General features: G+C 72.6%; 20 protein-coding genes and 1 pseudogene. 13 read left to right on the forward strand and 8 right to left on the reverse strand.

Annotation, left to right across the window (positions count from 1 at the left end; translation table 11 throughout):
* Positions 1-75 precede the first annotated feature (75 nt).
* Positions 76-696, reverse strand: a complete 621-nt coding sequence (locus STRBO_RS0120460) for a hypothetical protein (RefSeq protein WP_005474344.1) — start codon at positions 694-696, stop codon at positions 76-78.
* A 245-nt stretch (positions 697-941) separates the two neighbouring features.
* Here STRBO_RS0120460 and STRBO_RS0120465 point away from each other — a divergent pair, with 245 nt between their 5' ends.
* Positions 942-2,645: a transcriptional regulator gene (locus STRBO_RS0120465; protein ID WP_005474343.1), complete on the forward strand. Its 1,704-nt coding sequence runs from the start codon at positions 942-944 to the stop codon at positions 2,643-2,645.
* Here the strand turns inward: STRBO_RS0120465 and STRBO_RS0120470 are convergent.
* Complete coding sequence (locus STRBO_RS0120470; RefSeq protein ID WP_005474342.1) at positions 2,635-3,540, reverse strand: LysR family transcriptional regulator; 906 nt, start codon at positions 3,538-3,540, stop codon at positions 2,635-2,637. The genes STRBO_RS0120465 and STRBO_RS0120470 overlap by 11 nt on opposite strands.
* 125 nt (positions 3,541-3,665) lie before the next feature.
* Here STRBO_RS0120470 and mgrA point away from each other — a divergent pair, with 125 nt between their 5' ends.
* A complete protein-coding gene (gene mgrA, locus STRBO_RS0120475; protein ID WP_005474341.1) occupies positions 3,666-4,664 on the forward strand; it encodes an L-glyceraldehyde 3-phosphate reductase in 999 nt (332 codons plus the stop codon).
* On the opposite strand, the pseudogene STRBO_RS44720 reads toward mgrA, so the two are convergent.
* A pseudogene (locus STRBO_RS44720) lies at positions 4,657-4,770 on the reverse strand (DUF1905 domain-containing protein); the annotation flags it as partial. The gene mgrA and the pseudogene STRBO_RS44720 sit on opposite strands and share 8 nt — an antisense overlap.
* Positions 4,771-4,806: 36 nt before the next feature.
* Complete coding sequence (locus STRBO_RS0120480; RefSeq protein ID WP_005474340.1) at positions 4,807-5,202, reverse strand: nuclear transport factor 2 family protein; 396 nt, start codon at positions 5,200-5,202, stop codon at positions 4,807-4,809.
* Positions 5,203-5,621: 419 nt separating this feature from the next.
* Between STRBO_RS0120480 and STRBO_RS0120485 the strand changes: the two genes are divergently transcribed.
* The 4 genes from STRBO_RS0120485 to STRBO_RS0120500 all read left to right on the forward strand — a co-directional run bounded on the left by STRBO_RS0120485 (position 5,622) and on the right by STRBO_RS0120500 (position 10,121).
* Positions 5,622-6,032, forward strand: a complete 411-nt coding sequence (locus STRBO_RS0120485) for a hypothetical protein (protein ID WP_005474339.1) — start codon at positions 5,622-5,624, stop codon at positions 6,030-6,032.
* 108 nt (positions 6,033-6,140) lie between these two features.
* A complete protein-coding gene (locus STRBO_RS0120490; RefSeq protein WP_005474334.1) occupies positions 6,141-8,468 on the forward strand; it encodes an FHA domain-containing protein in 2,328 nt (775 codons plus the stop codon).
* Between the two features lie 5 nt (positions 8,469-8,473).
* Complete coding sequence (locus STRBO_RS0120495; RefSeq protein WP_005474332.1) at positions 8,474-9,124, forward strand: hypothetical protein; 651 nt, start codon at positions 8,474-8,476, stop codon at positions 9,122-9,124.
* Positions 9,117-10,121 carry a serine/threonine-protein kinase gene (locus STRBO_RS0120500; protein WP_005474330.1) on the forward strand — a complete coding sequence of 335 codons (1,005 nt, stop codon included), beginning with the start codon at positions 9,117-9,119 and terminating at the stop codon, positions 10,119-10,121. Before STRBO_RS0120495 ends, STRBO_RS0120500 begins: the two co-directional genes overlap by 8 nt.
* Here STRBO_RS0120500 and STRBO_RS0120505 read toward each other — a convergent pair.
* Positions 10,093-10,557 (reverse strand): RpiB/LacA/LacB family sugar-phosphate isomerase, encoded by a 465-nt coding sequence (locus STRBO_RS0120505; protein ID WP_005474328.1) that lies wholly within the window; start codon positions 10,555-10,557, stop codon positions 10,093-10,095. The two genes, STRBO_RS0120500 and STRBO_RS0120505, sit on opposite strands and share 29 nt — an antisense overlap.
* Before the next feature lie 25 nt (positions 10,558-10,582).
* The gene (locus STRBO_RS0120510) at positions 10,583-11,038 is read right to left on the reverse strand and encodes a MarR family winged helix-turn-helix transcriptional regulator (protein ID WP_005474326.1); all 456 of its coding nucleotides are present in this window, start codon (positions 11,036-11,038) and stop codon (positions 10,583-10,585) included.
* A 190-nt stretch (positions 11,039-11,228) separates the two neighbouring features.
* Here STRBO_RS0120510 and STRBO_RS0120515 point away from each other — a divergent pair, with 190 nt between their 5' ends.
* From STRBO_RS0120515 to STRBO_RS0120525, 3 genes are all read left to right on the forward strand, one after another.
* Complete coding sequence (locus tag STRBO_RS0120515) at positions 11,229-12,728, forward strand: MFS transporter (RefSeq protein WP_381288556.1); 1,500 nt, start codon at positions 11,229-11,231, stop codon at positions 12,726-12,728.
* Positions 12,729-12,833: 105 nt separating this feature from the next.
* Complete coding sequence (locus tag STRBO_RS0120520; RefSeq protein ID WP_005474322.1) at positions 12,834-13,226, forward strand: ArsR/SmtB family transcription factor; 393 nt, start codon at positions 12,834-12,836, stop codon at positions 13,224-13,226.
* Positions 13,223-13,714, forward strand: coding sequence for an SRPBCC family protein (locus tag STRBO_RS0120525; RefSeq protein ID WP_005474320.1), 492 nt, complete (start codon positions 13,223-13,225; stop codon positions 13,712-13,714). The genes STRBO_RS0120520 and STRBO_RS0120525 overlap by 4 nt, the downstream gene beginning before the upstream one ends.
* Before the next feature lie 13 nt (positions 13,715-13,727).
* Here STRBO_RS0120525 and STRBO_RS0120530 read toward each other — a convergent pair whose 3' ends face one another.
* Positions 13,728-14,408, reverse strand: a complete 681-nt coding sequence (locus STRBO_RS0120530) for a hypothetical protein (protein ID WP_005474316.1) — start codon at positions 14,406-14,408, stop codon at positions 13,728-13,730.
* A 173-nt stretch (positions 14,409-14,581) separates the two neighbouring features.
* Here STRBO_RS0120530 and STRBO_RS0120535 point away from each other — a divergent pair, with 173 nt between their 5' ends.
* Complete coding sequence (locus STRBO_RS0120535) at positions 14,582-15,073, forward strand: hypothetical protein (protein ID WP_005474314.1); 492 nt, start codon at positions 14,582-14,584, stop codon at positions 15,071-15,073.
* Between the two features lie 202 nt (positions 15,074-15,275).
* Here the strand turns inward: STRBO_RS0120535 and STRBO_RS0120540 are convergent, their stop codons facing one another.
* Positions 15,276-16,838: an amidohydrolase gene (locus STRBO_RS0120540; RefSeq protein WP_020114697.1), complete on the reverse strand. Its 1,563-nt coding sequence runs from the start codon at positions 16,836-16,838 to the stop codon at positions 15,276-15,278.
* Positions 16,839-17,067: 229 nt separating this feature from the next.
* Between STRBO_RS0120540 and STRBO_RS0120545 the strand changes: the two genes are divergently transcribed.
* From STRBO_RS0120545 to STRBO_RS0120555, 3 genes are read left to right on the forward strand one after another with little or no spacing between them, the layout of a single operon-like run.
* A complete protein-coding gene (locus STRBO_RS0120545) occupies positions 17,068-18,822 on the forward strand; it encodes an ABC transporter transmembrane domain-containing protein (RefSeq protein ID WP_020114698.1) in 1,755 nt (584 codons plus the stop codon).
* Positions 18,819-20,687: an ABC transporter ATP-binding protein gene (locus tag STRBO_RS0120550; protein ID WP_005474307.1), complete on the forward strand. Its 1,869-nt coding sequence runs from the start codon at positions 18,819-18,821 to the stop codon at positions 20,685-20,687. Before STRBO_RS0120545 ends, STRBO_RS0120550 begins: the two co-directional genes overlap by 4 nt.
* On the forward strand, positions 20,687-21,754 hold the full coding sequence (locus tag STRBO_RS0120555; protein WP_005474305.1) for an iron-siderophore ABC transporter substrate-binding protein: 1,068 nt from the start codon (positions 20,687-20,689) through the stop codon (positions 21,752-21,754). Before STRBO_RS0120550 ends, STRBO_RS0120555 begins: the two co-directional genes overlap by 1 nt.
* The last annotated feature ends 3 nt before the right edge of the window (positions 21,755-21,757 follow it).

The following is a 21,757-nucleotide window of genomic DNA, read 5'->3' on the forward strand; positions in this document are numbered from 1 at the left end:
GCACCGCCCCCGCCGTTCACGGTGCCGTGGTCGGTGACCTTCCACCGCACGGGGACGGCGCGTGTCCGGTCGTGCTCAGTAGAGCTTGTTGACGGCGGTGGTGGTCGTCTTCTTGAACGCCTTCACCGGCGCGTCCTTGAAGCCGCCCATCTGGCCCCAGTCCACGACGGTGACGGTCCGGCCGTCCCGGCCCACCGACAGCAGCCGGATGTCCATGGCCCCCCAGGACGTGACGGTGGCGACGCCGTGGACATGGGCGCCCTCCTCGACGGGCAGCGTCCCGAGGTCCCGGTACTCGGCCTCGACGTCCGGGTCGGAGGACTCGCTGACACAGTCCCGGAAGTCCTTGTCCAGCCGGGCGGCGAGCGCCTTGGCCTTGCCGGCGCTGCCGGCGACGACGACGAGCTGCCGGGCACTGGTCTCCAGGTCCGTCCGGAAGGAGCGGTGGTTGACGTCGTAGGCCAGGAGCGCGTCGCCCAGGCAGTACCGCAGCTCCTCGGGGACGCCGTCCTCGATCTTGCCCGCCGTCCACGAGGAGGAGGGGTGCGGCGGGAGCTGGGACGCCGACAGGTACTTCGGTGCGCCGCTCGCCTGGGCCGCGGCCGCCGGGAAGGCGCCGGCGGCCAGTGCGGAGCCCGCGGTGAGACCCGCGACGAGGAGTGCGGTGAGCATGTTCGCTCGGGTGCGCTTGGGCATGGGTGTCCCCCGTGAACGTGTACCTCGACGGGTACGTGGATGTGGGTGTGGTGCCGTCGCGCCGACGACGCCGGATGGTCCGTCCGGCCCTGGTCGGTGCGACACCAGGAGCATCGGCCGTCACGGGGTGCGGGCGCAACGGCCGACGAACCCTCGGCGCCCATGGAACCATCCCAGCCCTTCTGACGTGCACGTATAGGGAGTGCCTGGGATACCGCCCGGGTCGGGGAGAACACGGGGGAACAGTGTCGGCAGCACGGGACGACGTCCAGGCGTTCGCGGCGTCGCTCACGCGTCTCAAGGAACGCACGGACCGCAGCTACGGGCAGCTCGCCCGGCGCCTCAACATGAACACCTCCACGCTGCACCGCTACTGCGCGGGCGACACCGTGCCGCTCGACTTCGCACCCGTCGAGCGCTTCGCCGTCCTGTGCGGGGCGACGGGGGAGGAGCGGCTGGAACTTCACCGGCTGTGGCTGTCGGCGATGGTGACACGCCAGCGGGTGCGGGGGGCCGGGTCGGACGCTGCCGGGGCCGGGGCGGCGGGGCCGGAGGCTGGCCGGCCGGGGGTGTCTGAGCCCGGAGCGACCGCGTCAGGAACGGCCGCGTCGGGGGTCGGCGCGCCGACGCCGGAAGCAGGCGCGCCGGTCGAGGCGGCGGGGTTGACCGAGGCCGCCGGGGGGTCGGTCGCGGCCGCGGGGCCGTCCCGAGCTGGGGGGACCGGCTCTGGCGCCGGGCCGTCCGCAGCCGACGGGGCGTCCGAGTCCGTCCAGCCGTCCGCAGCCGGCGGGGCGTCCGAGCCCGTCGAGGCATCAGATTCGTCCGACCTGTCCGACCCGTCCGACCCGTCCGAACCCGCCGAACCGTCCGGGGCCGCAGAGTCGCCCGATTCCGCGCAGGCGGCGGACCCGGGACGGTCCGACACCCCCGCCGGGGCGGGGCAGACGCCCCCGGAGCAGGAGGGAGCCTCGCTGACCCCACCGGACGTGCTCTCGGCCCCGGCCCCCGATCCGGCCCGCCGCCCCTGGCACCGTCGTCGACGTACGCTCGTCAGCGGGGCCGTCGTCGCGGTGCTCCTCGTGACCCTGGGCGGCATCGCCGCCCTGCCGTCCGGGCGTCCCCCGGCGGACAGCGCCGCCCCGGGCGGCGGCCCGGCACCCGGGCGTACGACATCGGGTGCCCAGCGCCCGTCGACCGCGCCCACGAGCCCGTCGCCTTCCCCGCAGGGCACCAGGAGCCCTTCCGGCACGGCCTCGCCCACCCCCACCGAGCCCCGGAGCAGCCCCACCAAGGGCGGCGAGACCGGCAAGGCGCGGCCCCGGGCCACCGGGGTGCCGCTGACCTGGACGGCCGACTCACAGGTCTGGAACCTCGGCTGCGGGCACGACTACGTCATCGCCAAGCCGCCGAAGGAAGTTCCCCCGCCCCCGCCGCCGCAGGACGCGGGCGCCTGGGCCGCGACGCAGGGGGCCGTGCACGGGCGGAACACCATCGTGGACATCACCGTGCAGGGGCGGAAGTCCGCGGCCGTCGTCCTGACGGCGTTGCGGGTGCGCGTCGTCGGACGCACCGCTCCCGCCGCGGGCACCGCCTACGCGATGGACCAGGGCTGCGGAGGCCGGGTCAGCCCCCGGTACTTCGACGTCGACCTGGACAAGAACCGGCCGATCGCCCGCCCGGTCGACGGCGCCGACCTGGACATCCCGCTGCCCGCCGTGCGATTTCCGTACAGCGTGTCCGCCGATGATCCGGAGGTCCTGATGGTCAGCGCTCAGACGGAGACCTGTGACTGCCAGTGGTACCTGGAGCTGGAGTGGTCCTCCGAGGGCCGTACCGGCACGGTCCGGATCGACGACGGCGGCCGGCCGTTCCGCACGACCGCGATCAAGGGACTGCCGCGCTACACGTACGCCACCGAGAACCACCGGTGGGTGCCCCTCACGGACTGATCCGGGCGCAGTCGACCGGCGGGTCCAGCAGTTCCAGCAGGGCCCGCGCCGCCGGACTCGTGGCCTGCGCGGGCGGCAGCAGGGCCACCGTCTCGTACACGCTCTCGCCGGTGCCCTTGACGGGGAGGGCGACGAGCGAGTCGCGTTTGTGGCGGAAGTGGCGCGGGACGACGGCGACGCCGAGGTTCTCGTCGACGAGGTCCAGCAGGCTGTGCACGTCGTTGACCTCCAGGGCGACGGACCGGCGGACACGCGCGGCGGCGAACACCGCGTCGGTGGCGCGGCGCGGGCCCCAGTCCGGGTGGAAGTCGACGAAGACCTCGCCGCCAAGGTCCTCCGGGCTCACGGCGGCGCCGACGGCCGCGAGGCGGTGACCGGGATGGCACAGGACGGTCATCGGCTCGCTGGACAGCGGGACGACTCGCAGCTGGTCGGTGTCCTCCTGCGCCGTCCGCACGGCGAACGCCAGATCCAGGCGTCCGCTCGCCACCTCCTCCGCGAGCGCGCCCGAGCCCGCCTGCCGCAGACAGATCTCCACATCCGGGTGCAGCCGCCGGAAGGAGGCGAGCAGTCCCGCCACATGCAGGCCGGCCACACACTGTTCCGACCCGAGCGCGAGCATGCCCCGCAGGACGCCCTGCACGGCGGCCACCGCCTCCCGGGCCGACCGCACCTGCGCCAGGATCCGCTCCGCCTCGGTCAGCAGCGCCCGCCCGGCCGGGGTGAGCGTCACCCGGCGGGTCGTCCGGACGAACAGCGGCGTCTGCAGCTCGCGCTCCAGGGACCGTACGGAGGCGGACAGACCCGACTGGGAGACCAGCAGCCGCTCGGCGGCCCGGGTGAAGTGCTCCTCCTCGGCCACCGCGACGAAATGCTGGAGGTGACGCAGTTCCATGACTGAGAAGCGTAGACGCTGAATCCCATCGGATTCTTCTGTTGGACCAATGCCCCCAGGTCGCGAAAGAGTGGGCCCCGGTTCTCAGGGACTCCGCTCCCACCGTGCCGACCTCTGGAGTCGCGTTGTACACCGCACACCCCGACCGCTACGCGGACATGCCCTACCGGCGCACCGGACGCAGCGGTCTGAAACTTCCCGCGCTGTCGCTCGGCCTGTGGCACAACTTCGGCCCCGACCGTTCCGTGCAGACGCAGCGCGCGATCCTGCGCCGCGCCTTCGACCTGGGCGTCACCCACTTCGACCTGGCCAACAACTACGGCCCGCCGCCCGGCTCCGCCGAGTCCGCCCTCGGCGAGGCCCTGCGGTCCGACTTCGCGCCGTACCGCGACGAGCTGGTCATCTCCACCAAGGCGGGTTACCTGATGTGGCCCGGCCCGTACGGCGAGTGGGGCTCCCGCAAGTACGTGCTCTCCTCGCTGGACCAGAGCCTGAAGCGCATGGGCCTGGACTACGTCGACATCTTCTACTCGCACCGCCCCGACCCGCAGACTCCGCTGGAGGAGACGATGGGTGCGCTGCACACGGCGGTCCAGCAGGGCAAGGCGCTGTACGTCGGCGTCTCGAACTACTCGGCCGAGCAGACCCGGGAGGCCGCCCGCATCCTGGGCGAGCTGGGGACCCCGCTCCTCATCCACCAGCCCCGCTACTCGATGCTCGACCGGCGCCCGGAGAGCGAGGGCCTGCTCGACGCCCTCGACGAGCTCCAGGTCGGTTCCATCGTCTTCTCCCCGCTGGAACAGGGCCTGCTCACCTCCCGCTACCTCGACGGCATCCCGGAGGACTCGCGCGCCGCGAGCGACAGCCCGTTCCTGCGGTCGGACGCCGTCACCGAGGACCTGGTGGGCAGGCTCCGCGCCCTGGACGAGGTCGCCAAGTCCCGCGGCCAGACACTGGCGCAGCTCGCCCTCGCCTGGACGCTGCGCGGCGGCCGGGTCACCTCCGCCCTCGTCGGCGCGAGCAGCGCCCGCCAGATCGAGGACAGCGTCGGCGCCATCGCCAACCTCGACTTCGAGGCGGACGAACTGGCCCGTATCGACGCGATCATCGAGGGCGAGGGCTGACCTCGCTGGTGCCGCGGACCTTCACCGGACCGCGCGTACCGAAGAAGGCGGCGGACCGGGGCCGTACGAGGTAGGTCCAGCCGCCTTCGACGGGGCTCCTGCGCAGCCCGCGGTTCGGGGGCTACGCCACCGATCGCCGGGGCTACGCCGCCGGCACCCGGTCCAGGAAGCCGTACACGCTCCGGATGCGGTCCTGCGCGTCGAGCGTGATCACGTCGAAGCCGGCGACCGGCGCCCCGCCGCCCGCCTCGTCCACCAGTTCCCAGGCGAAGCGGGCGGTGTCGTGGTGTCCGTCCACGGCCGTGGACGGACGGAAGGCGAGGCCGGGGAACTGTTTCCGGGCCGCCGTGATCAGTGCGGCGATATCCTCGTGGCCGCGCACGTCGGCCAGCGGATCGGTGTAGCCGCCGTCGGCGGCCCAGGCGGCGGTGACCGCCCGTGTCCGGTCCTCCTCGCCGTCCGCGTTCCAGGCCTCGAAGTAGCGGGCGACGGCGGCCTCGTAGCGGTCCGGGCTCTGCTGATTCGCGGGCATGATCATTGAACCCTCCATCGGGGATCTGCGTAGGAAACGGTGACCGGATCCGCGGCTGTCCGCGGCCTCCTCGGGATCCGGCACCGCACACGATGCCCCGGACGTGCCGCAGGCGTCGATTACCTCGGAGGTCATCCCGAGGAAGGCCCGGTCGGAGGGCCCTGCGCATCGTTTCGGCCACGCGCGCGCTCGCATATGCCAAGAGACTGGCCGAATTGGCATGGTGACAGAGTGTCAGCCGTGGCGATACTCGACTGACAGGGCGATTGAGTCATGAACGAACGCGCACCCGTGCGCGTACATCGCGTCACTGTGCGTGACTCTCGGATCGCCGGATGTGTACGGCCGGCAAATCTGTGAGGCGGGAGCAAGTCCGCGCGGCGAGCGAGGTCGGGCGGAACGGCATGCGATCGGGGGAGCGAAGCGTGCACGACGAATTCCTGTGCCATGTCACCGCGTACGGGTGGTGCGGCGGCCGGCGTGTCGGCGTGCCCCTCGGAACCTACCGCGCCCCCACGTTGGCGCTGGCGCTGTGGTGGATGCGCGACCGCGCGTTATGGATCGCCGAACGCCTCGATCCGCGCCCCGAGAACCCGAACTTCCCCCCGAACGCGGTCGTTCCGGTCGCCGACACCGTGCCGGACGTACCGGCCCTGCTGCGTGCCTGGTCCACCGACGAAGCGCAACAGGGCCTGGTGGCCGACGAGTTGGCGGCCGGGAACCTGGTCCGGATCGCGACCAACGACGACACCACGGAGTACGAACTGCTCGCGGAGTCCGTCGACGCCGTGCGCATGCAGCGCATCGCCCAGCGCATCGCCGCTCCCGCCGCCTGACCCCGGGACCGCCCGGCGATCGCGCCCCGGAGTCGAGATTCACCGCCGTCACCCGGCCCCGCTGCGGCGGCCGGGCGCATATCCGGGTGAATCGGTAGAATTTCCTGCATGGCAGAGCGGTCCATCGCACCGACCGCGCCCGAACTCGTTCTGGAAACCGAGTCGGGCTCCACGGTGATGACCCCGAACCACGCGTACCACGTGGGACGCGACCCGCTCAGCGACGTCGTGCTCGACGACGACCGGGTCTCGTGGCACCACGCGGTGCTGCGGGCCGAGGCCGGTCACTGGACGATCGAGGACGAGCACAGCACCAACGGCACGTACGCCGACGGCCACCGCGTCCGCGAGTGGGACGTCGGCCCCGGCACCGTCATCCACTTCGGGAGCCTGCCCGACGGCCCCCGAGCGGTGCTCACCGGTCTCGCCCCCGAGCGCCCCTCCGGCATCTTCCGACCCGCCTCCACCGGCACGTTCCGTCGGCCCACCAGCGTCCGTCCGCTGCCCGAGCGGACCGTCCGAATCGGCCGCGCCTCCGACAACGACCTGGTCATCGACGACCTCATCGTCTCCCGCCGGCACGCGGAACTGCGGGCGCGGCCGGAGGGCACGTACGAGATCGTCGACCTCGGCAGCCACAACGGCACCTTTCTCAACGGAACGCCCGTTGACCAGGCCATGGTCACTCCCGGTGACATCGTTGGCATCGGGCACTCCGCGTTCTGCCTGGTCGGGGACCAACTGCAGGAGTACGTAGACACCGGCGAGGTCTCCCTCGATGTCCAGGAACTCACCGTGGCCGTCGACCGCGGCCGCAAGACGCTCCTGGACAAGGTGTCGTTTCCGGTCGGCGAGAAATGCCTTTTGGCCGTGGTCGGCCCCAGCGGCGCCGGCAAGTCCACGCTCCTGAACGCCCTGACCGGGCAGCGCCCGGCCGACAGCGGCACGGTCCTCTACGACGGGCGCGACCTCTACCGCGACTACGCCGAACTGCGCCAGCGCATCGGCCTGGTCCCGCAGGACGACATCCTGCACGCGCAGCTGACCGTCCGCAGGGCCCTGTCCTACGCCGCCGAACTCCGCTTCCCGCAGGACACCGCGAAGGCCGAGCGACAGGCCCGGGTCGACGAGGTGATCCGCGAACTGGGCCTCGAACAGCGGGCCGGCCAGCCCATCCACAGCCTCTCCGGCGGCCAGCGCAAACGGGTCAGCGTCGCCCTGGAACTGCTGACCAAGCCCTCCCTGCTGTTCCTCGACGAACCGACCTCCGGTCTCGACCCGGGCATGGACCGCTCGGTGATGCACATGCTGCGCGGCCTCGCCGACGACGGCCGCACGGTCATCGTCGTCACCCACAGCGTCCTCAGCCTCGACGTCTGCGACCGGCTCCTCGTCCTCGCGCCCGGCGGCAAGGTCGCCTACTACGGCCCGCCGGACGACACCCTCGCCTTCTTCGGGTTCGAACAGTGGCCGGAGGCCTTCGAGGCCTTCGAACGCGACCAGGAGCGGGACTGGGCGGGGGAGTACCGGGACTCGCCCTTCCAGCGCCAGTACGTCACCGCCTCCATGGGCCGGCCGTATCTGCCCGACGACCCCGAGCCCGTCGCCGTGGCACCGCCGCCCAAACCGCAGAGCTGGGGCGCCCAACTGGGCACGCTGGTACGCCGGTACGCGGCCGCGCTCGGCGCCGACCGCACCTTCCTCGCCATCATGATCGCGCTGCCGTTCGTGATGGGCGCGATGGCCAGGGCACTCGCGGGGAGCACGCTGGACCGGGAGACCGCCATGAACGCGCTGCTCATCCTGTGTGTGGGCGGGGTTCTGACGGGTGCGGCGAACGCCGTGCGGGAACTGGTCAAGGAACGGGTGATCTACCGGCGAGAACGGGCCGTCGGCCTGTCCAGATCCGCGTACCTGATGTCCAAGGTCGTCGTCCTCGGCACGATCACCGTCCTCCAGGCGGTCGTCCTCACCCTGGTCGCCCTGCTCGGCGTCGATCTCAACGCCCCGGGCGGCGAAGGGGTGCTGATGCCGCCCCTGGTCGAGATCACGGTCGCCGTGGCGCTGCTCTCCTTCACCGCGATGATGCTCGGCCTGGTGGTCTCCGCACTGGTGCGCAAGGAGGAGGTCACCATGCCGCTGCTGGTGCTCCTCGCGATCGTCCAGGTCGTGTTCTGCGGCGCGCTGCTGGACGTCAACGGCACGATCGTCCTCGAACAGCTGGCCTGGCTGGTGCCGTCGCGGTGGGCGTTCGCCGCGATGGCCGGCACGATCGACCTCGAACGGATCGTCCCCGACACGACGGACCCGCTGTTCGCGCACTCGGCGGGCGTGTGGCTGCTCGACGTGGGGATGCTCGTCGTCCTGTCGCTGCTCTGCGGCTGGCTCGTCGCCCGGCTGCTGCGCCGCCGCGAACCCGCGGTGATGCGGAAGTAGCCGCGATGACGACCACCGGTTTCCTTCCCACCCATGTCGTCCCGCCGGGCGGGCTGCCCGCCTGGGAACTCCCCGATCCCTCCCGCCCCACCGCGGCCCTCGACGCGCTGCTGCCCGTCCAACTGCTGGAGCGGCGCGGCGACTGGGGTCACGCCCTGTGCGCCAACGGCTGGTCCGCCTGGATCGACGCCCGTCTCCTCGTCGCCGTACCCCAGGACCCGCCCGCGGCCGGCGCGGACGTCGCCCGCACCGCCGACCCGCGTCCGCTGCTGGCCCGGGCCGAGGAGGCCCTGTCGCGTTACCGGACCGAGGCGGAGGCGCTGGCCGCGGGACATCGCGACGGGGAGGCCTTCCGCGACCGTACGAAGGGGCTGCGGATCGGCGTGGTCGTCGACGGCGAGTCGCTGTGGCTGTTCGACGCCGCGCACGAGCGGTGGGTGTACTGCGACGGGACCCGGCTGAGCACCTTCGCCGTGGGCGACACCCCGCAGGCGACGCCGGCCGCCCCGCACCCCCCGCCCACCGCCGCTCCCGCCCCCGAGGCGACGCGCGTCGTCGCGGAACCCGGTCCCGGGCCTGCGCCCGACCGCGCGACCGACCGGCCGCACGATCACGAACCCACCCGGCTGGTCCCGCCGGTGACCCGCGATGAGTGAGACACAGCCGTACGCGGGGCGCCCCTCCGAGCTGGTCGGACGGCAGATCGCCGGCTACCGCATCGAACGCGAGATCGGCCGGGGCGGTATGGCCGTCGTCTACCAGGCGCTGGACCTGCGCCTGGAACGGACGGTCGCGCTGAAGCTGCTCGCCCCGGAACTGGCCCGGAACGACACCTTCCGGCGCCGTTTCACGCACGAGTCACGGGTGGCCGCGGCGATCGACCACCCGCACATCGTGCCGGTCTTCGAGGCGGGCGAGACGGACGGGGTCCTCTACATCGCCATGCGGTACGTCGCGGGCAGCGATCTGCGGCATCTGCTGGACCGAGAGGGCCCCTTGCCGGTCACGACCGCCACCCGGATCGCCGCCCAGGTCGCCTCCGCGCTCGACGCGGCGCACGACCACGGGCTGGTGCACCGGGACGTGAAGCCCGGCAACATCCTGGTCGCGCAGGGCACCGACAGCGACCATCCCGAGCACGTCTACCTCACCGACTTCGGTCTGACGAAGAAATCCCTGTCCCTGACCGGGTTCACCAGCGTCGGCCAGTTCGTGGGCACCCTGGACTACGTGGCCCCGGAGCAGATCTCCGGCAAGCCCGTCGACGGCCGCTGCGACGTCTACAGCCTCGCCTGCGTCGTCCACGAGACGCTCTGTGGCCGGCCGCCGTTCCAACGGGACGACGACATGGCCCTGTTGTGGGCCCACCAGTACGACGAGCCGCCCCCGCTGACCGCCGAGCGCCCCGATCTGCCGCCGGCCGTGGACGGGGTGCTGGCGACGGCGCTGGCCAAGTCCCCGGACGACCGCTACGACTCCTGTCTGTCCTTCGTGGCCGCGCTCCGGGCCGCCGACGCCGCACGCGGCTTCCCGGCGGGGCACGCGCCGACCCGGTCGGTCGCGCCGAAGGCCTCCGGGCCGCCCGAGGCCCCGCCGCGACCGCCGCCGTGGGCCGCGCCCGTCTTCATCCGCTCCGGCCGGTACCCCGGCTGACGTCGAGACGCTCGACGAGGGCCACGTTCTCCCGGTCGTCGGCGTCCTGTCCGGCCTCGGCGGCGAACCAGGCGTCGAGGATCTCCCTCAGCAGCGGCTCGGAGGTCAGCCGCAGCCCGATCGCCAGGACGTTGGCGTCGTTCCAGCGCCGGGCGCCGTCGGCCGTGTAGGCGTCCGCGCACAGGGCGGCCCGTACCCCGGGCACCTTGTTCGCGGCGATGGACGCGCCGGTGCCCGTCCAGCAGCACACGACGGCCTGGTCCGCCCTCCCGGCGGCGACATCGCGCGCCGCCGCCTCCGAGCAGGCCGCCCACCTGGGGTCGTCCCCCACGCGCAGCGCGCCGTGGGTCAGCACCTCATGGCCCCGGTCGCGCAACTCCGTGAGAAGGAGGCGGGCGACGGGCTCGTCCATGTCCGAGGAGACGGAGATCCGCATGCCCCCGAGGCTACCCGGCCCCCGGCTACGGGCGCGGCCATGCCTTTCCGTGCAGCCGCTCGATGCTGGTGTTGAACCGCTGGAGGTAGTCGGCGAATCCGGCGATGTCCTCCTCGGACCAGCCCTCCAGCACCAGGGCGAGGCTGCGGACGTTGCCCTCACGCTCCTCGTCCAGCCGGCGCCCGCCCTCCTCGGTGATACGGAACTTCCGCGCCACGCCGCCCTCCGGGTCGAGGGCGTACTCGACCAGTCCGGCCCGCAGGGCGGCGGCGGTCTGCCGGCGCAGGGTGGAGGCGTCGAGACCGAAGGCGTCGCTCAGCTCGCTGATCGACATCGGCCCCTCGACGCGGATGCGGCTGAGCAGGATGTACGCGCTGCGCTCCAGCGTGGAGTCCTTGCGGCGCCCCTTGCTCTGGCTCAGATGCTGGTAACGCCCGAGCAGCATGTTCTCGTACTCGACCCGGCGCGTCGGCTCTTCCACGGTCGCCCACCTTCTCGTTGCGGATACCGCCACGGCGATCTTTCCATCCCGGCGGCGGGGCCCGCCCGGACGGACGTCGGCTTCGCGATGTGCATCATGCATGAGGCGTGCATCGAGCATGCTACGTGAGCAATGCATAGAACGTGTGCCATGCACGTGACAGGTATGCTGCACGCCAGGTGCATGACGTATGCCCCGTCGTCGGTACATCGCACGGAGGAATCCCTTGACGGCCAACCCCCCGCCCGCCACCCGTCCGGGCGGTGTCATCGCGACGCTGGCGCTGGCCGGCATCGTCGCCGCGATCATGCAGACCCTGGTGACCCCGCTCCTCACCGACCTGCCCACGATCCTCGACACCAGCGCCGCCAACGCCTCCTGGGTCATCACCGCGACTCTGCTGACGGGAGCCGTCTTCGGTCCGATCGGCGGACGCCTCGGCGACCTTCACGGCAAGCGCCGCATGCTGCTCGTCTGCTGCGCCCCGCTGATCCTCGGCTCCGTGGTGTGCGCGCTGTCCTCGACCGTCGTGCCGATGGTCGTGGGCCGGGGGTTGCAGGGCATCGGCATGGGCGTGGTGCCGCTCGGCATCAGCCTGTTGCGTGACGTCATCGCGCCGGAGAAGCTCAGTGGCTCCATCGCCCTGGTCAGCGCATCCCTGGGCATCGGTGCCGGTCTCGGCCTGCCGATCGCCGCCGCGGTCGCCCAGTACGCCAGCTGGCGCGTGCTGTTCTGGGGCGCCGCCGGGCTGGCCGTCGCCGTCACCGCCATGATCTGGTTCCTGGTTCCCGAGACCCCCGCCGGGGCCCGGGGGCAGCGCTTCGACTTCGTCGGCGCCCTCGCCCTCGGCGGCGGTGTGGTGTGCCTGCTGCTCGCGGTGTCCAAGGGGGCGGACTGGGGCTGGGGCTCCGCGACCACTCTCGGTCTGTTCGCCGGAGCAGTCGCCCTGCTGGTCTTCTGGGGCGTGTGGGAACTGCGCACCCGCGAGCCGCTGGTCGACCTGCGGACCACCGCCCACCCACGCGTGCTGCTCACCAATGTCGCCTCCGTCCTCGTCGGCTTCGGCATGTACGCGCAGTCGCTGATCACTCCGCAGCTGCTGCGACTGCCCGAGGCCACCGGCTACGGTCTGGGCCAGTCGATGCTGGCCATGGCGCTGTGGATGGCCCCGGCCGGGCTGATGATGATGGCGCTCTCTCCGCTCGGCGGAAAACTCACCAACGCCCGCGGGCCCAAGTTCACGCTGGTCACCGGGTCCTTGGTGATCGGCACTGGCTACGGCCTCACGCTCGTGCTGATGGGCTCCACCTGGGGTCTGCTGATCGTCTCCCTCGTCGTCAGCTCCGGCGTCGGCCTCGCGTACGGCGCCATGCCCGCGCTGATCATGAGCGCGGTGCCGTTGTCCGGGACGGCCTCCGCCAACAGCTTCAACACCCTGATGCGCGCCCTCGGCACCTCCACCGCGGCCGCCGTGGTCGGTGTGGTCCTTGCCCAGATGACCACCACGCTCGGCGGCTTCAGCCTCCCCTCGGAGGACGGCTTCCGCACCGGCCTGCTGATCGGCTGCGGCGCCGCGCTGCTCGCCGCCGCGGTCGCCGCGTTCATTCCCGCCGCCCGGGTGACCACCACCGACCCGGGCCCCGAGGAGCGGGAACCGAACGCGGCGCAGGCTCCGGCTCCGGCCGCGTAGCACCTCCGCGGAAGCCCTCGGCTCGACCGGGTGGGACCATGCGCCTCCCGAGGCGGGCGATGAGGTCATGCCCGGAACGCGTAACCGATGAGTTACGCTTCTGGGGTGGATGAACTCAGCGAGGTGGCCCAGGCCGTCGCCGATCCGGTGCGCCGGGAGATCCTGCTCATGTTGCGCCACACCCCACTGACGGCGGGCGAGATCGCGAGCAGATTCCCCATCAGCAGGCCGGCGGTGAGCCGTCACCTGCGCGTGCTGCGTGAGGCCGGTCTGGCCGTGGACGAGCAGATCGGGCGCCACCGCCGGTACTCGCTCGTGCGCGCCCCGCTGGGCCCACTCGCGGCGTGGCTCGCCCTGTTCGACAGCCGGCAGCCCGGCTGGTCGCAGCGTCTCGCGGCACTGGAGACCGAGGTCCACCGGACCCGCAGGGACCGCAGACGTGCCGAGCCGGGCCCCGCATCGCCCACCGCGCCCCACCCCAGGGAGGAAACGGCATGACCCTCGAACCGACCGGGCAGCTCGTGCCCACGCCGTCCGGACACGACCTCGTCCTCACCCGCACCTACTCCGCCCCCGCGCGCGACGTCTGGGCGAGCGTCACCGAACCGGAGCGCACCGCCCGTTGGTTCGGCCCCTGGCGCGGCGAAGCCGCGCCGGGCCGCACCGTCGAGGTGCAGATGGCCTTCGAGGAGTCGGCGCCCTGGTGCCCGATCCGCATCGAAGCCTGCGAGCCGCCGCACCGTCTCGCCGTCTCGATGGACGACGAGGCAGGCTCCTGGTCGCTGGAGCTGCTGCTGACCGAGACGGAAGGCGCCACCGAACTCCGGCTGATCCACCATCTCGCCTCCCCGGAGGCCGTCGGCTCGATCGGCCCCGGATGGGACTACTACCTGGACATGCTCACCGCCGCACGCCGGGGCGGGCCCCGGCCCGACTTCGAGGACTACTACCCGGCGCAGAAGGCGTACTACGAGTCCCTCGCCTGAGACGTCGTCGGCATCATCGACCCCACTGCTCCAGCGGCCGGACGGTGATCGACCACGGGCCGTCGGAGCGGGCGTGGATGAGGCAGGGGCCGGCCAGGGGGGCCTCGCCGTGCCAGGGGCCCACGTGGTTGGCCAGTTCGTCGAGGAAGGCGGTGCCGTCGGGCTCGAAGGTGTCGACGAGGAAGTAGCCGCCGTCCTCGGACCGCGGATCGCCCTCGTACCGGAGGGTGGCGATCCCCGGGCCACCGGTGTGGCGCAGTACGTCCGAGGCGGGACGTACGGTGCGGCCCTCGCAGGGGAGCGCGCTCGACACCGGGCTCACGTCGACCGCCCACGGTCCGTCCGCCTGGATCCGCAGCGCCCGCACCGGCCGGTCGTCGGCGTTCACCAGGGCACGGCACGAGAAGGGCCCGTCGGTGTAGACGAGTTGGCTCTGGGAGTGCAGCCGCCCGTCCAGCGCGTCCACGACGAAGTGCCCGGCCCCCGTGTGCGTGATGTCGAGGATGACCGGGCCCCTCCCGGTGGTCAGCCGGGTGACCTGGTCGCCCACGCCGCCGATCCGCTGGAGCGGCGGGCCGCCCGCGGTGAGCGGCGGGGGTGCTTGCCGAGGGGGTTCGTCGCTCTTGCCGGGCCCGGTCGACAGCGGTGCCACGACTGCCTGTTGTCCGGCACGCTCGCGCTGGAACCACTTCATCTCGCGCCCCCTGACGACGTCTGCGCACAGTATTGGGCGTCCGACTCTCCGCGTACACAACTCCGGTGACTTCCCGTGCGGCCCGGGGCCCCGACCACACATGGCGGGAGCCTGGGGGCTCGGTGGGGGAAATCCGGGTGCGCTCGTCTTCGACCTGAGGCCACCCTTGCCCGGTGCCCGAGCTGCGGTGGGATGACGTGAAGGCCTTCTTCGACCTTGAGTGGGAGGGATATCTGCCGGACGTGTGGGTCACGGGAACCACGGTCCAGGACTGGCAGACGGTGCTCGATCTGATCGTTTCGAGTGGCTGGCGGAGTGAGTACTCCGCAGGCGGGGTGATCATGCCGCTGCCACGGGCCGAAGAGGTGTTCTCGCGGCCCGCTGATGCCGGGTGCGCGGATCTGTGGGTCTGGCCGGTGCCGGATGTCCTGGCGATCTTCCGGTTGGAGTCGGCGGACGAGATCGGTTTCGACGTGGACCTGCGGGAGTTGCGAGGGCAGGAACGACTGGAGCTCCTGAGCGGACTTCTCTGTGCGATCGGGCGCCGACTGGGCAAGCCGGTGGTGCTGATGTCCGAGGGCGACCGAGACCAGGGGCATCCGGTACTGGGCTTCGACGTCGCGTCCGACCGGGTGCTGTTGCTGGCAGAACCGCGGATCGGCTGACGAGTTGCGGGCGCGGGCGATCCGATTGAGCCGGACAAGGCGACGGGGCACGACCTGCCCCGAGCACGCCGCGCCGAAGCAGCCGTACGGGCCGGCGACGACGGCGCCGCCGACCCTCGAACCGGCTGTCCGTCAGTGGCCGCCGTTCGCTCTTCCCCGGACCGATGGGCCGCGATCCCGTAGCCCAAGCCCCCTCACCCCGTCAGTACGTGTCCTCACCCTCGACGAACGTCCGCACTACCTCGATCTCCCCGATGCGTGACACCTCCACCCGGCGTGGATCGTCGCCCAGCACCACGAGGTCGGCCCGCTTGCCGGGGGTGAGGGTGCCGGCGTCGCTCTCCCAGCGGCAGGCGCGTGCCGCCTCGATCGTGTACGCGCGCAGGGCCTCCTCGACGGTGACCGCCTCGTCCGCGCCGATGAGGCGGCCGGACTCCGAGGCCCGCTCCACCATGAACCGGATCGCCCGCAGCGGGGCGCCGTCCGCGACCGGGCGGTCCGAGCTGCCGGCGACCCGGACGCCGTGGTCGAGGAAGCCCCGGCCCCGGTACAGCCAGCCGGCCCGGTCCTCGCCCATGATCGTGGCGTAGTCGTCGCCGTAGTGGCGCAGGAAGTTCGGCTGGATGACGACGGTGACGCCGAGCGCGGCCAGGCGGGGGAGCTGGTCGGGGCGGACCAGGCCCGCGTGCTCGACACGGTGGCGTGCCTCCGGGCGGGGGCTCAGCTTCTGTGCCTTCTCCAGCGCGTCCAGGGCCACGTCGAGGGCCCGGTCGCCGATCGCGTGCACCGCGAGCTGCCAGCCGGCGAGATGGCCCTCCACGATCGTGCTCTCCAGCACCTCGGGCTCGTGCATGAGCTGCCCGGAACCCTCGGTGCCCAGATAGGGGCTGGTGAGCGCCGCCGTACGGGCCATCATGCCGCCGTCGGTGAAGATCTTGAGTGCGCCCAGGGAGAGCGCGCCGTCCCCGAAGCCCGTGCGCAGACCGAGGTCGATCGCCCGGCTCGTGGTGTCCTCGGCGGCCGCGCCGACCGGCCGCAGCGCGTCGGCGGCCACCATCAGCCGTACCCGCACCGGCAGTCGGCCCGACTCGTGGGCCAGCTGGTAGGCGGCGCCCTCGATGGGGCTGTGTCCGAACAGCCGGGCCCCGACCCCCGCCTCGGCGCACCCCGTGATGCCCTCGGAGCGGCAGGCGCGCGCCGCGTGCTCGACCGCCGAGGCCAGTTCGGTGAGCGAGTGCGGTGGCCGGGTCGCGAGCGCGGCCCCCATGGCGCCCTCCGCGAGGAAACCGTCGGGCCGCGCGACCTGCGCGGGCAGACCGTTCAGCACCGCCGAGTTGACCAGGCAGGCGTGTCCGGACAGATGGCCCAGGGACACCCTGCGCCCGGCGCTGACGGCGTCCAGATCGCTCGCCGTCAGCGGGCGGTCGAGGGTGCGCTGGTCGTAGCCGCCGAAGTCCACCCAGCCGCCGACGGGGGCCGCGGCGACCGCGTCCGCCACCACGCGGAGCACGTCGTCGACGCGACGGCTCGGCGCGACACTGGGCGCCGCCGCCTTCAGGCCCGTCCATGCCAGGTGCACATGGGCGTCGATGAAGCCGGGAAGCAGCGTGGCGCCGTCCAGGTCCAGCGCGCGCCGCGCCGGGAGCCCCGCCACGTCCTCGTCCAGGCCGACGATCCGCCCCCGCCAGATGCCGAGTTCCCGGGCGGCGGGGCGGTCCGGGTCCATCGTGATGATGTGGGCGTTGGTGATCCGGGTGCTGAGCACGGACAGGTCCTTCCGGTCGGGGCGGTCGCCCGGTTCGTGGTCTCGTCTCGGTGAACTGGCCCGCAGAGTGAGCAAGTCGGCGTGTCAGTCGGATGACGCACGGGCCTCGGGGAAGCGCGTTCAGGTCTCGAAGACGTCTCGGGGCTGGTCACGGGAAGGCACATGTAGTTAGCCTTACCTAAGTTTCTTGTACTTCTTCTGTGTAGGCGAAACCGGTCCGGAGGGGCACGTGAGGAAGGCGGACCCGCCGGGACGGAACGTCCTGTGGCGCGCGGTCGGCGGACAGCGTCGGGATGTCCTGGTGGGCGCGGTCCTCGGGATGGGCCACCAGACGGGCGAGGCCCTGGTGCCGGTGCTCATCGGACTGGCCATCGAGCGCGGAGTCGTGGACGGCGACGTCCCCGGACTGTTGCTGTGGCTCGCCGTTCTCGCCGTCGTGTACGTCGGACTCTCCTTCAGCTTCCGCTTCAGCGCGAGGGCGGGTGAGCGCGCCGCCGTCACGGCCGCCCACCACCTCAGGACCGAACTCGTCGGCCGCGTCCTGGCCTCCGAGGGCGGTGCCGAGGAGGGGCGGCTGCCGGGCGAGCTGACGAACATCGCCACCGAGGACGCCAAACGCGTCGGTGCCGTCGCCATGGCCCTCATTGTCGCCTTCGCGGCCACCGCGGGTCTCGTGGTCGGCGCGGTCGCGCTGCTGCGGGTCTCCCTCGCCCTGGGACTGCTCGTCCTCCTCGGCACCCCGCTGCTGCTGTGGCTGGGACATCTGCTGAGCAAGCCCCTGGAACGGCGCAGCGAGACCGAACAGGAACGTGCCGCGCAGGCCTCCGGCGTCGCCGCCGACCTGGTGGCCGGACTGCGCGTCCTCAAAGGCATCGGAGCCGAGCGGGCGGCTGTCTCCCGTTACCGGCGTGTCAGCCAGGACTCCCTCGCCGCGACCCTGCGCGCCGCCCGCGCCGAGGCCTGGCAGAACGGTGTCGTCACCATCCTCACCGGCGCCTTCATCGCCCTGGTCGCCCTCGTCGGCGGACGCCTCGCCGCGCGCGGTGACATCGGCCTCGGCGAACTCGTCTCCTCCGTCGGGCTCGCCCTGTTCCTCGTCGGCCCGCTCGGCGAATTCGCCTGGGTCAACGCCGAACTGGCCCAGGGCCGCGCCTCCGCCGCCCGGATCGCGGAGGTGCTCGAAGCCCCCGGTGACGTGTCCGACGCCCCCTCCGCCGACGGCCTCCCCGCGGACGGCGTCGAGGGACGGCTGACGCTGCGCGCCCTCACGTACGGCACCCTGCGCGGCCTCGACCTCGACATCGCCCCCGGCGAGATCGTCGGCATCGCCACCACCGACCCCGCCGACGCCGCCGCCCTGCTCCGCGTCCTCGGCCGCCGCGTCGACCCCGTCGAGGGCGCCGTGGAACTCGACGGCACGGCACTGTCCTCGCTGGGCCTGGCCGACGTACGCGCGGCGATCCTCGTCGCCGAGCACGACGCGGACCTGTTCGAGGGGACGGTCCTCGACAACATCACGGCGGCGGTCGGCGCCCCCGCACCGGCCGCACCGGCGACGCTTCCTTCGGCGCGGGCCACCGCCGACTCACCCCGCGTCACCGCCGTGATGGTGGCCTCCGGCACCGACGAGGTCGCCCGCGCGCTGCCCCACGGCGTGGACACGCCCGTCACCGCACGCGGCCGTTCGCTCTCCGGCGGCCAGCGTCAGCGCGTCGCCCTGGCCCGCGCCCTGGCCGCCGACGCGCCCGTCCTCGTCGTGCACGAGCCCGCGACCGCCGTCGACGCCGTCACCGAGTCCCGGATCGCCGCCGGGATCAGGGACGTCCGCGGCGCACGCACCACGCTCCTGGTGACCAACAGCCCGGCCCTGCTCGCCGTCACCGACCGCGCGGTCCTCCTCCGCGACGGCCGGATCACCGCGACCGGCCACCACGAGCGCCTCGTCCACGCGTGCGCCGACTACCGTACGGCGGTACTCACATGACCGAGCCATCCGACGACGTCGAAGCCTCTCCCCGCGACGACGACCGCACCGGACCCGAACTGCTGCCCGTCGCCACACCCGCCCGCACCCGCGCCGCCGTCGCCGAACTGCTGCGCCCGCAACGGCGACTGGCGCTGTCCGCCTTCACCGTCATGCTCGCCTCCACCGCCGTCGGCCTGCTCGTCCAGCCCCTGCTGGGCCGGATCGTCGACCTGGCCGCCGACCGCGGGTCCGCCGACGCCATCACGGTCACGGCCACTCTCCTGGTGGCCGTCGCCGTGGTCCAGGGCGTCACCGTCGGGTTCGGGCTGTCGCAGATCGCCCGGCTGGGCGAGACGACCCTGGCCCGGCTGCGCGAACGCTTCGTCGAACGGGCCCTCGCGCTCCCGCTGGAGCGCGTCGAGAAGGCCGGCGCCGGCGACCTGACCGCCCGGGTCACCGCCGACGTCTCCCTCATCGCCGACGCCGTCCGCAACGCGCTGCCCGCGCTGGGCGGGTCCCTGCTCACCATCGTCCTCACCCTCGGCGCCATGGCCCTGCTCGACTGGCGGTTCCTGCTGGCCGCGCTGCTCGCGGTCCCCGTCCAGGCGGCCACCGCACGCTGGTACGTCAGCCGCGCCATCCCGCTCTACGCAGAGCAGCGGGTGGCCGCCGGCGCCCAACAACAGCAGATGCTGGACACCCTCGGCGGCAGCTCCACCGTGCGGGCGTTCCGGCTGGACCGCGAGCACACCGAGCGGGTCACCGAACGCTCCTTGTCCGTGGTGGCGCTGACGATGCGGGGCGTACGGCTCGTCCTCGGCTTCTACAGCCGACTGCACATCGCCGAGTACATCGGTCTCGCCGCCGTCCTGGTCACCGGCTACTGGCTGGTCCGCGACGGCTCGGCCAGCATCGGTACGGCGACCGCCGCGGCCCTGTACTTCCACAACCTCTTCGGCCCCGTCAACGCGGCTCTGGCCCTCCTCGACGACGCCCAGTCGGCCACGGCGGGCCTCGCCCGGCTCGTCGGCGTCACCGACGAGCCCGTGCCCCCGGCGCCGGCGCACACCGTGCGGACCGGCGGCGCCGACGTCACCGTCCGCGGTCTCGGCCACGCCTACCGGCCCGGCCACCCCGTCCTGCACGACATCGACCTGACCATCCGCCACGGCGAACGCGTGGCCCTCGTCGGCGCCAGCGGAGCCGGCAAGACCACCCTGGCCAAGCTCGTCGCGGGCATCCAGCCCCCCACCACCGGCAGCGTCCTGGTCGGCGGCATCCCACCCACCGAACTCGGCTCCGCGGCCTCCCGCACGATCGCCCTGATCACCCAGGAGACCCATGTCTTCGCGGGCCCTCTCGCCGACGACCTGCGGCTCGCCAAACCCGACGCCGGCGACGACGAACTGCGTGCCGCCCTCGACCGCGTCGACGCCCTCGCCTGGGCCGAGGCGCTGCCCGACGGGCTCGCCACGGTCGTCGGCGACGGCGGCCACCGGCTCAGCGGCGAACGGACCCAGGCCCTCGCCCTGGCCCGGCTGATCCTCGCCGACCCGCCGCTGGTGATCCTCGACGAGGCCACCGCCGAGGCAGGCAGCGCCGGCGCGCGCACGCTGGAGAAGGCGGTCGCCCGCGCGGTGGACGGCCGGACCGCGCTGATCGTCGCCCACCGCCTCAGCCAGGCCGCCACCGCCGACCGGGTCGTCGTCATGGAGGCCGGCCGGGTGGTCGAGAGCGGCACCCACGACGAACTCCACGCCGCGCGGGGCCCCTACGCCGCCCTCTGGTCGGCCTGGTCCGACGCCCGCGACACCGGCCCCCGGCCGGCCTCCGAGACCCCCACACGTACCGCTCCGCAGAACCCCGAACCGAAGGACCTCTGATGTTCCGCTCCCGCAGAGCGCCACGGCTCGCCGTCGTGCTCGCCTCCGCCACCCTGCTCCTCGCCACCGCGTGCGGTGGCGGCGATTCGGACTCCGACACCTCGGGCACCGGCGCGGAGGCGAGCACGTCCTCCGGCGGGTCCGCCTTCCCGGTCTCCATCGACCACAAGTACGGCAGTACGACCATCGAGTCCGAGCCCGAGCGGATCGTCACCGTCGGCCTCACCGACCAGGACGCGGTCCTCGCCCTCGGCAAGGTCCCCGTCGGCACCACCGAGTGGCTCGGCGGCTACAAGGGCGCCATCGGCCCCTGGGCCGAGGACGGGCTCGGTTCCGCGAAGGCCCCGACCGTCCTCAAGGACACGGGCACCGGCCCGCAGGTGGAGAAGATCGCCGCCCTCAAGCCCGATCTGATCCTCGCGGTGTACGGCGGACTCACCAAGGACCAGTACGAGTCGCTGTCCAAGTTCGCGCCCGTGGTCGCCCAGCCGAAGGCGTACAACGACTACGGCGTGCCGTGGCAGGAGCAGACCGAGACGATCGGCAAGGCGCTCGGCAAGGAGAAGGAGGCCACCGAGGCGGTCGCCGACACCGAGGCGAAGATCAAGGCCGCCGCCGACGAGTACCCGGCGTTCAAGGGCGCGACGGCCGTCATGGCCACCCCGTACGAGGGCATGTTCGTCTTCGGCAGCGAGGACGCCCGCTCACGGCTCCTGACCGGCCTCGGCTTCTCCCTGCCGGCGGACCTGGACAAGGCGATCGGCGACCGGTTCGGGGCGAACATCAGCAAGGAGCGCACCGACCTGCTGGACCAGGACGTCATCGTGTGGATCGTCGGCGACCCGGCCAAGGACGCCGCGAAGCTGCACAAGGACGCCTCGTACAAGGACCTGGGGGTCGTGAAGGAGGGCCGCGAGGTCTTCGTGAACGAGAGCAGCGACTACGGCAACGCCACGTCCTTCGTCTCCGTCCTCAGCCTGCCCTACGTGGTCGAGCGGCTGGCCCCGCAGCTGGCGGCGGCCGTCGACGGCAAGACGGACACCGAGGTGGAGCAGCCCGCGTCCTGACGC

The sequence above is a fragment of the Streptomyces bottropensis ATCC 25435 genome (assembly GCF_000383595.1).
Lineage (GTDB): Bacteria > Actinomycetota > Actinomycetes > Streptomycetales > Streptomycetaceae > Streptomyces > Streptomyces bottropensis.

Excerpts from the sequence above, each read along its gene's own strand:
- STRBO_RS0120460 (WP_005474344.1), bottom strand. The coding sequence starts at position 696 with ATGCCCAAGCGCACCCGAGCGAACATGCTCACCGCACTCCTCGTCGCG.
- STRBO_RS0120470 (WP_005474342.1), bottom strand. The coding sequence starts at position 3,540 with ATGGAACTGCGTCACCTCCAGCATTTCGTCGCGGTGGCCGAGGAGGAG.
- STRBO_RS0120480 (WP_005474340.1), bottom strand. The coding sequence starts at position 5,202 with ATGATCATGCCCGCGAATCAGCAGAGCCCGGACCGCTACGAGGCCGCC.
- STRBO_RS0120490 (WP_005474334.1), top strand. The coding sequence starts at position 6,141 with ATGGCAGAGCGGTCCATCGCACCGACCGCGCCCGAACTCGTTCTGGAA.
- STRBO_RS0120495 (WP_005474332.1), top strand. The coding sequence starts at position 8,474 with ATGACGACCACCGGTTTCCTTCCCACCCATGTCGTCCCGCCGGGCGGG.
- STRBO_RS0120500 (WP_005474330.1), top strand. The coding sequence starts at position 9,117 with ATGAGTGAGACACAGCCGTACGCGGGGCGCCCCTCCGAGCTGGTCGGA.
- STRBO_RS0120505 (WP_005474328.1), bottom strand. The coding sequence starts at position 10,557 with ATGCGGATCTCCGTCTCCTCGGACATGGACGAGCCCGTCGCCCGCCTC.
- STRBO_RS0120515 (WP_381288556.1), top strand. The coding sequence starts at position 11,229 with ATGCCCCGTCGTCGGTACATCGCACGGAGGAATCCCTTGACGGCCAAC.
- STRBO_RS0120525 (WP_005474320.1), top strand. The coding sequence starts at position 13,223 with ATGACCCTCGAACCGACCGGGCAGCTCGTGCCCACGCCGTCCGGACAC.
- STRBO_RS0120530 (WP_005474316.1), bottom strand. The coding sequence starts at position 14,408 with ATGAAGTGGTTCCAGCGCGAGCGTGCCGGACAACAGGCAGTCGTGGCA.
- STRBO_RS0120550 (WP_005474307.1), top strand. The coding sequence starts at position 18,819 with ATGACCGAGCCATCCGACGACGTCGAAGCCTCTCCCCGCGACGACGAC.
- STRBO_RS0120555 (WP_005474305.1), top strand. The coding sequence starts at position 20,687 with ATGTTCCGCTCCCGCAGAGCGCCACGGCTCGCCGTCGTGCTCGCCTCC.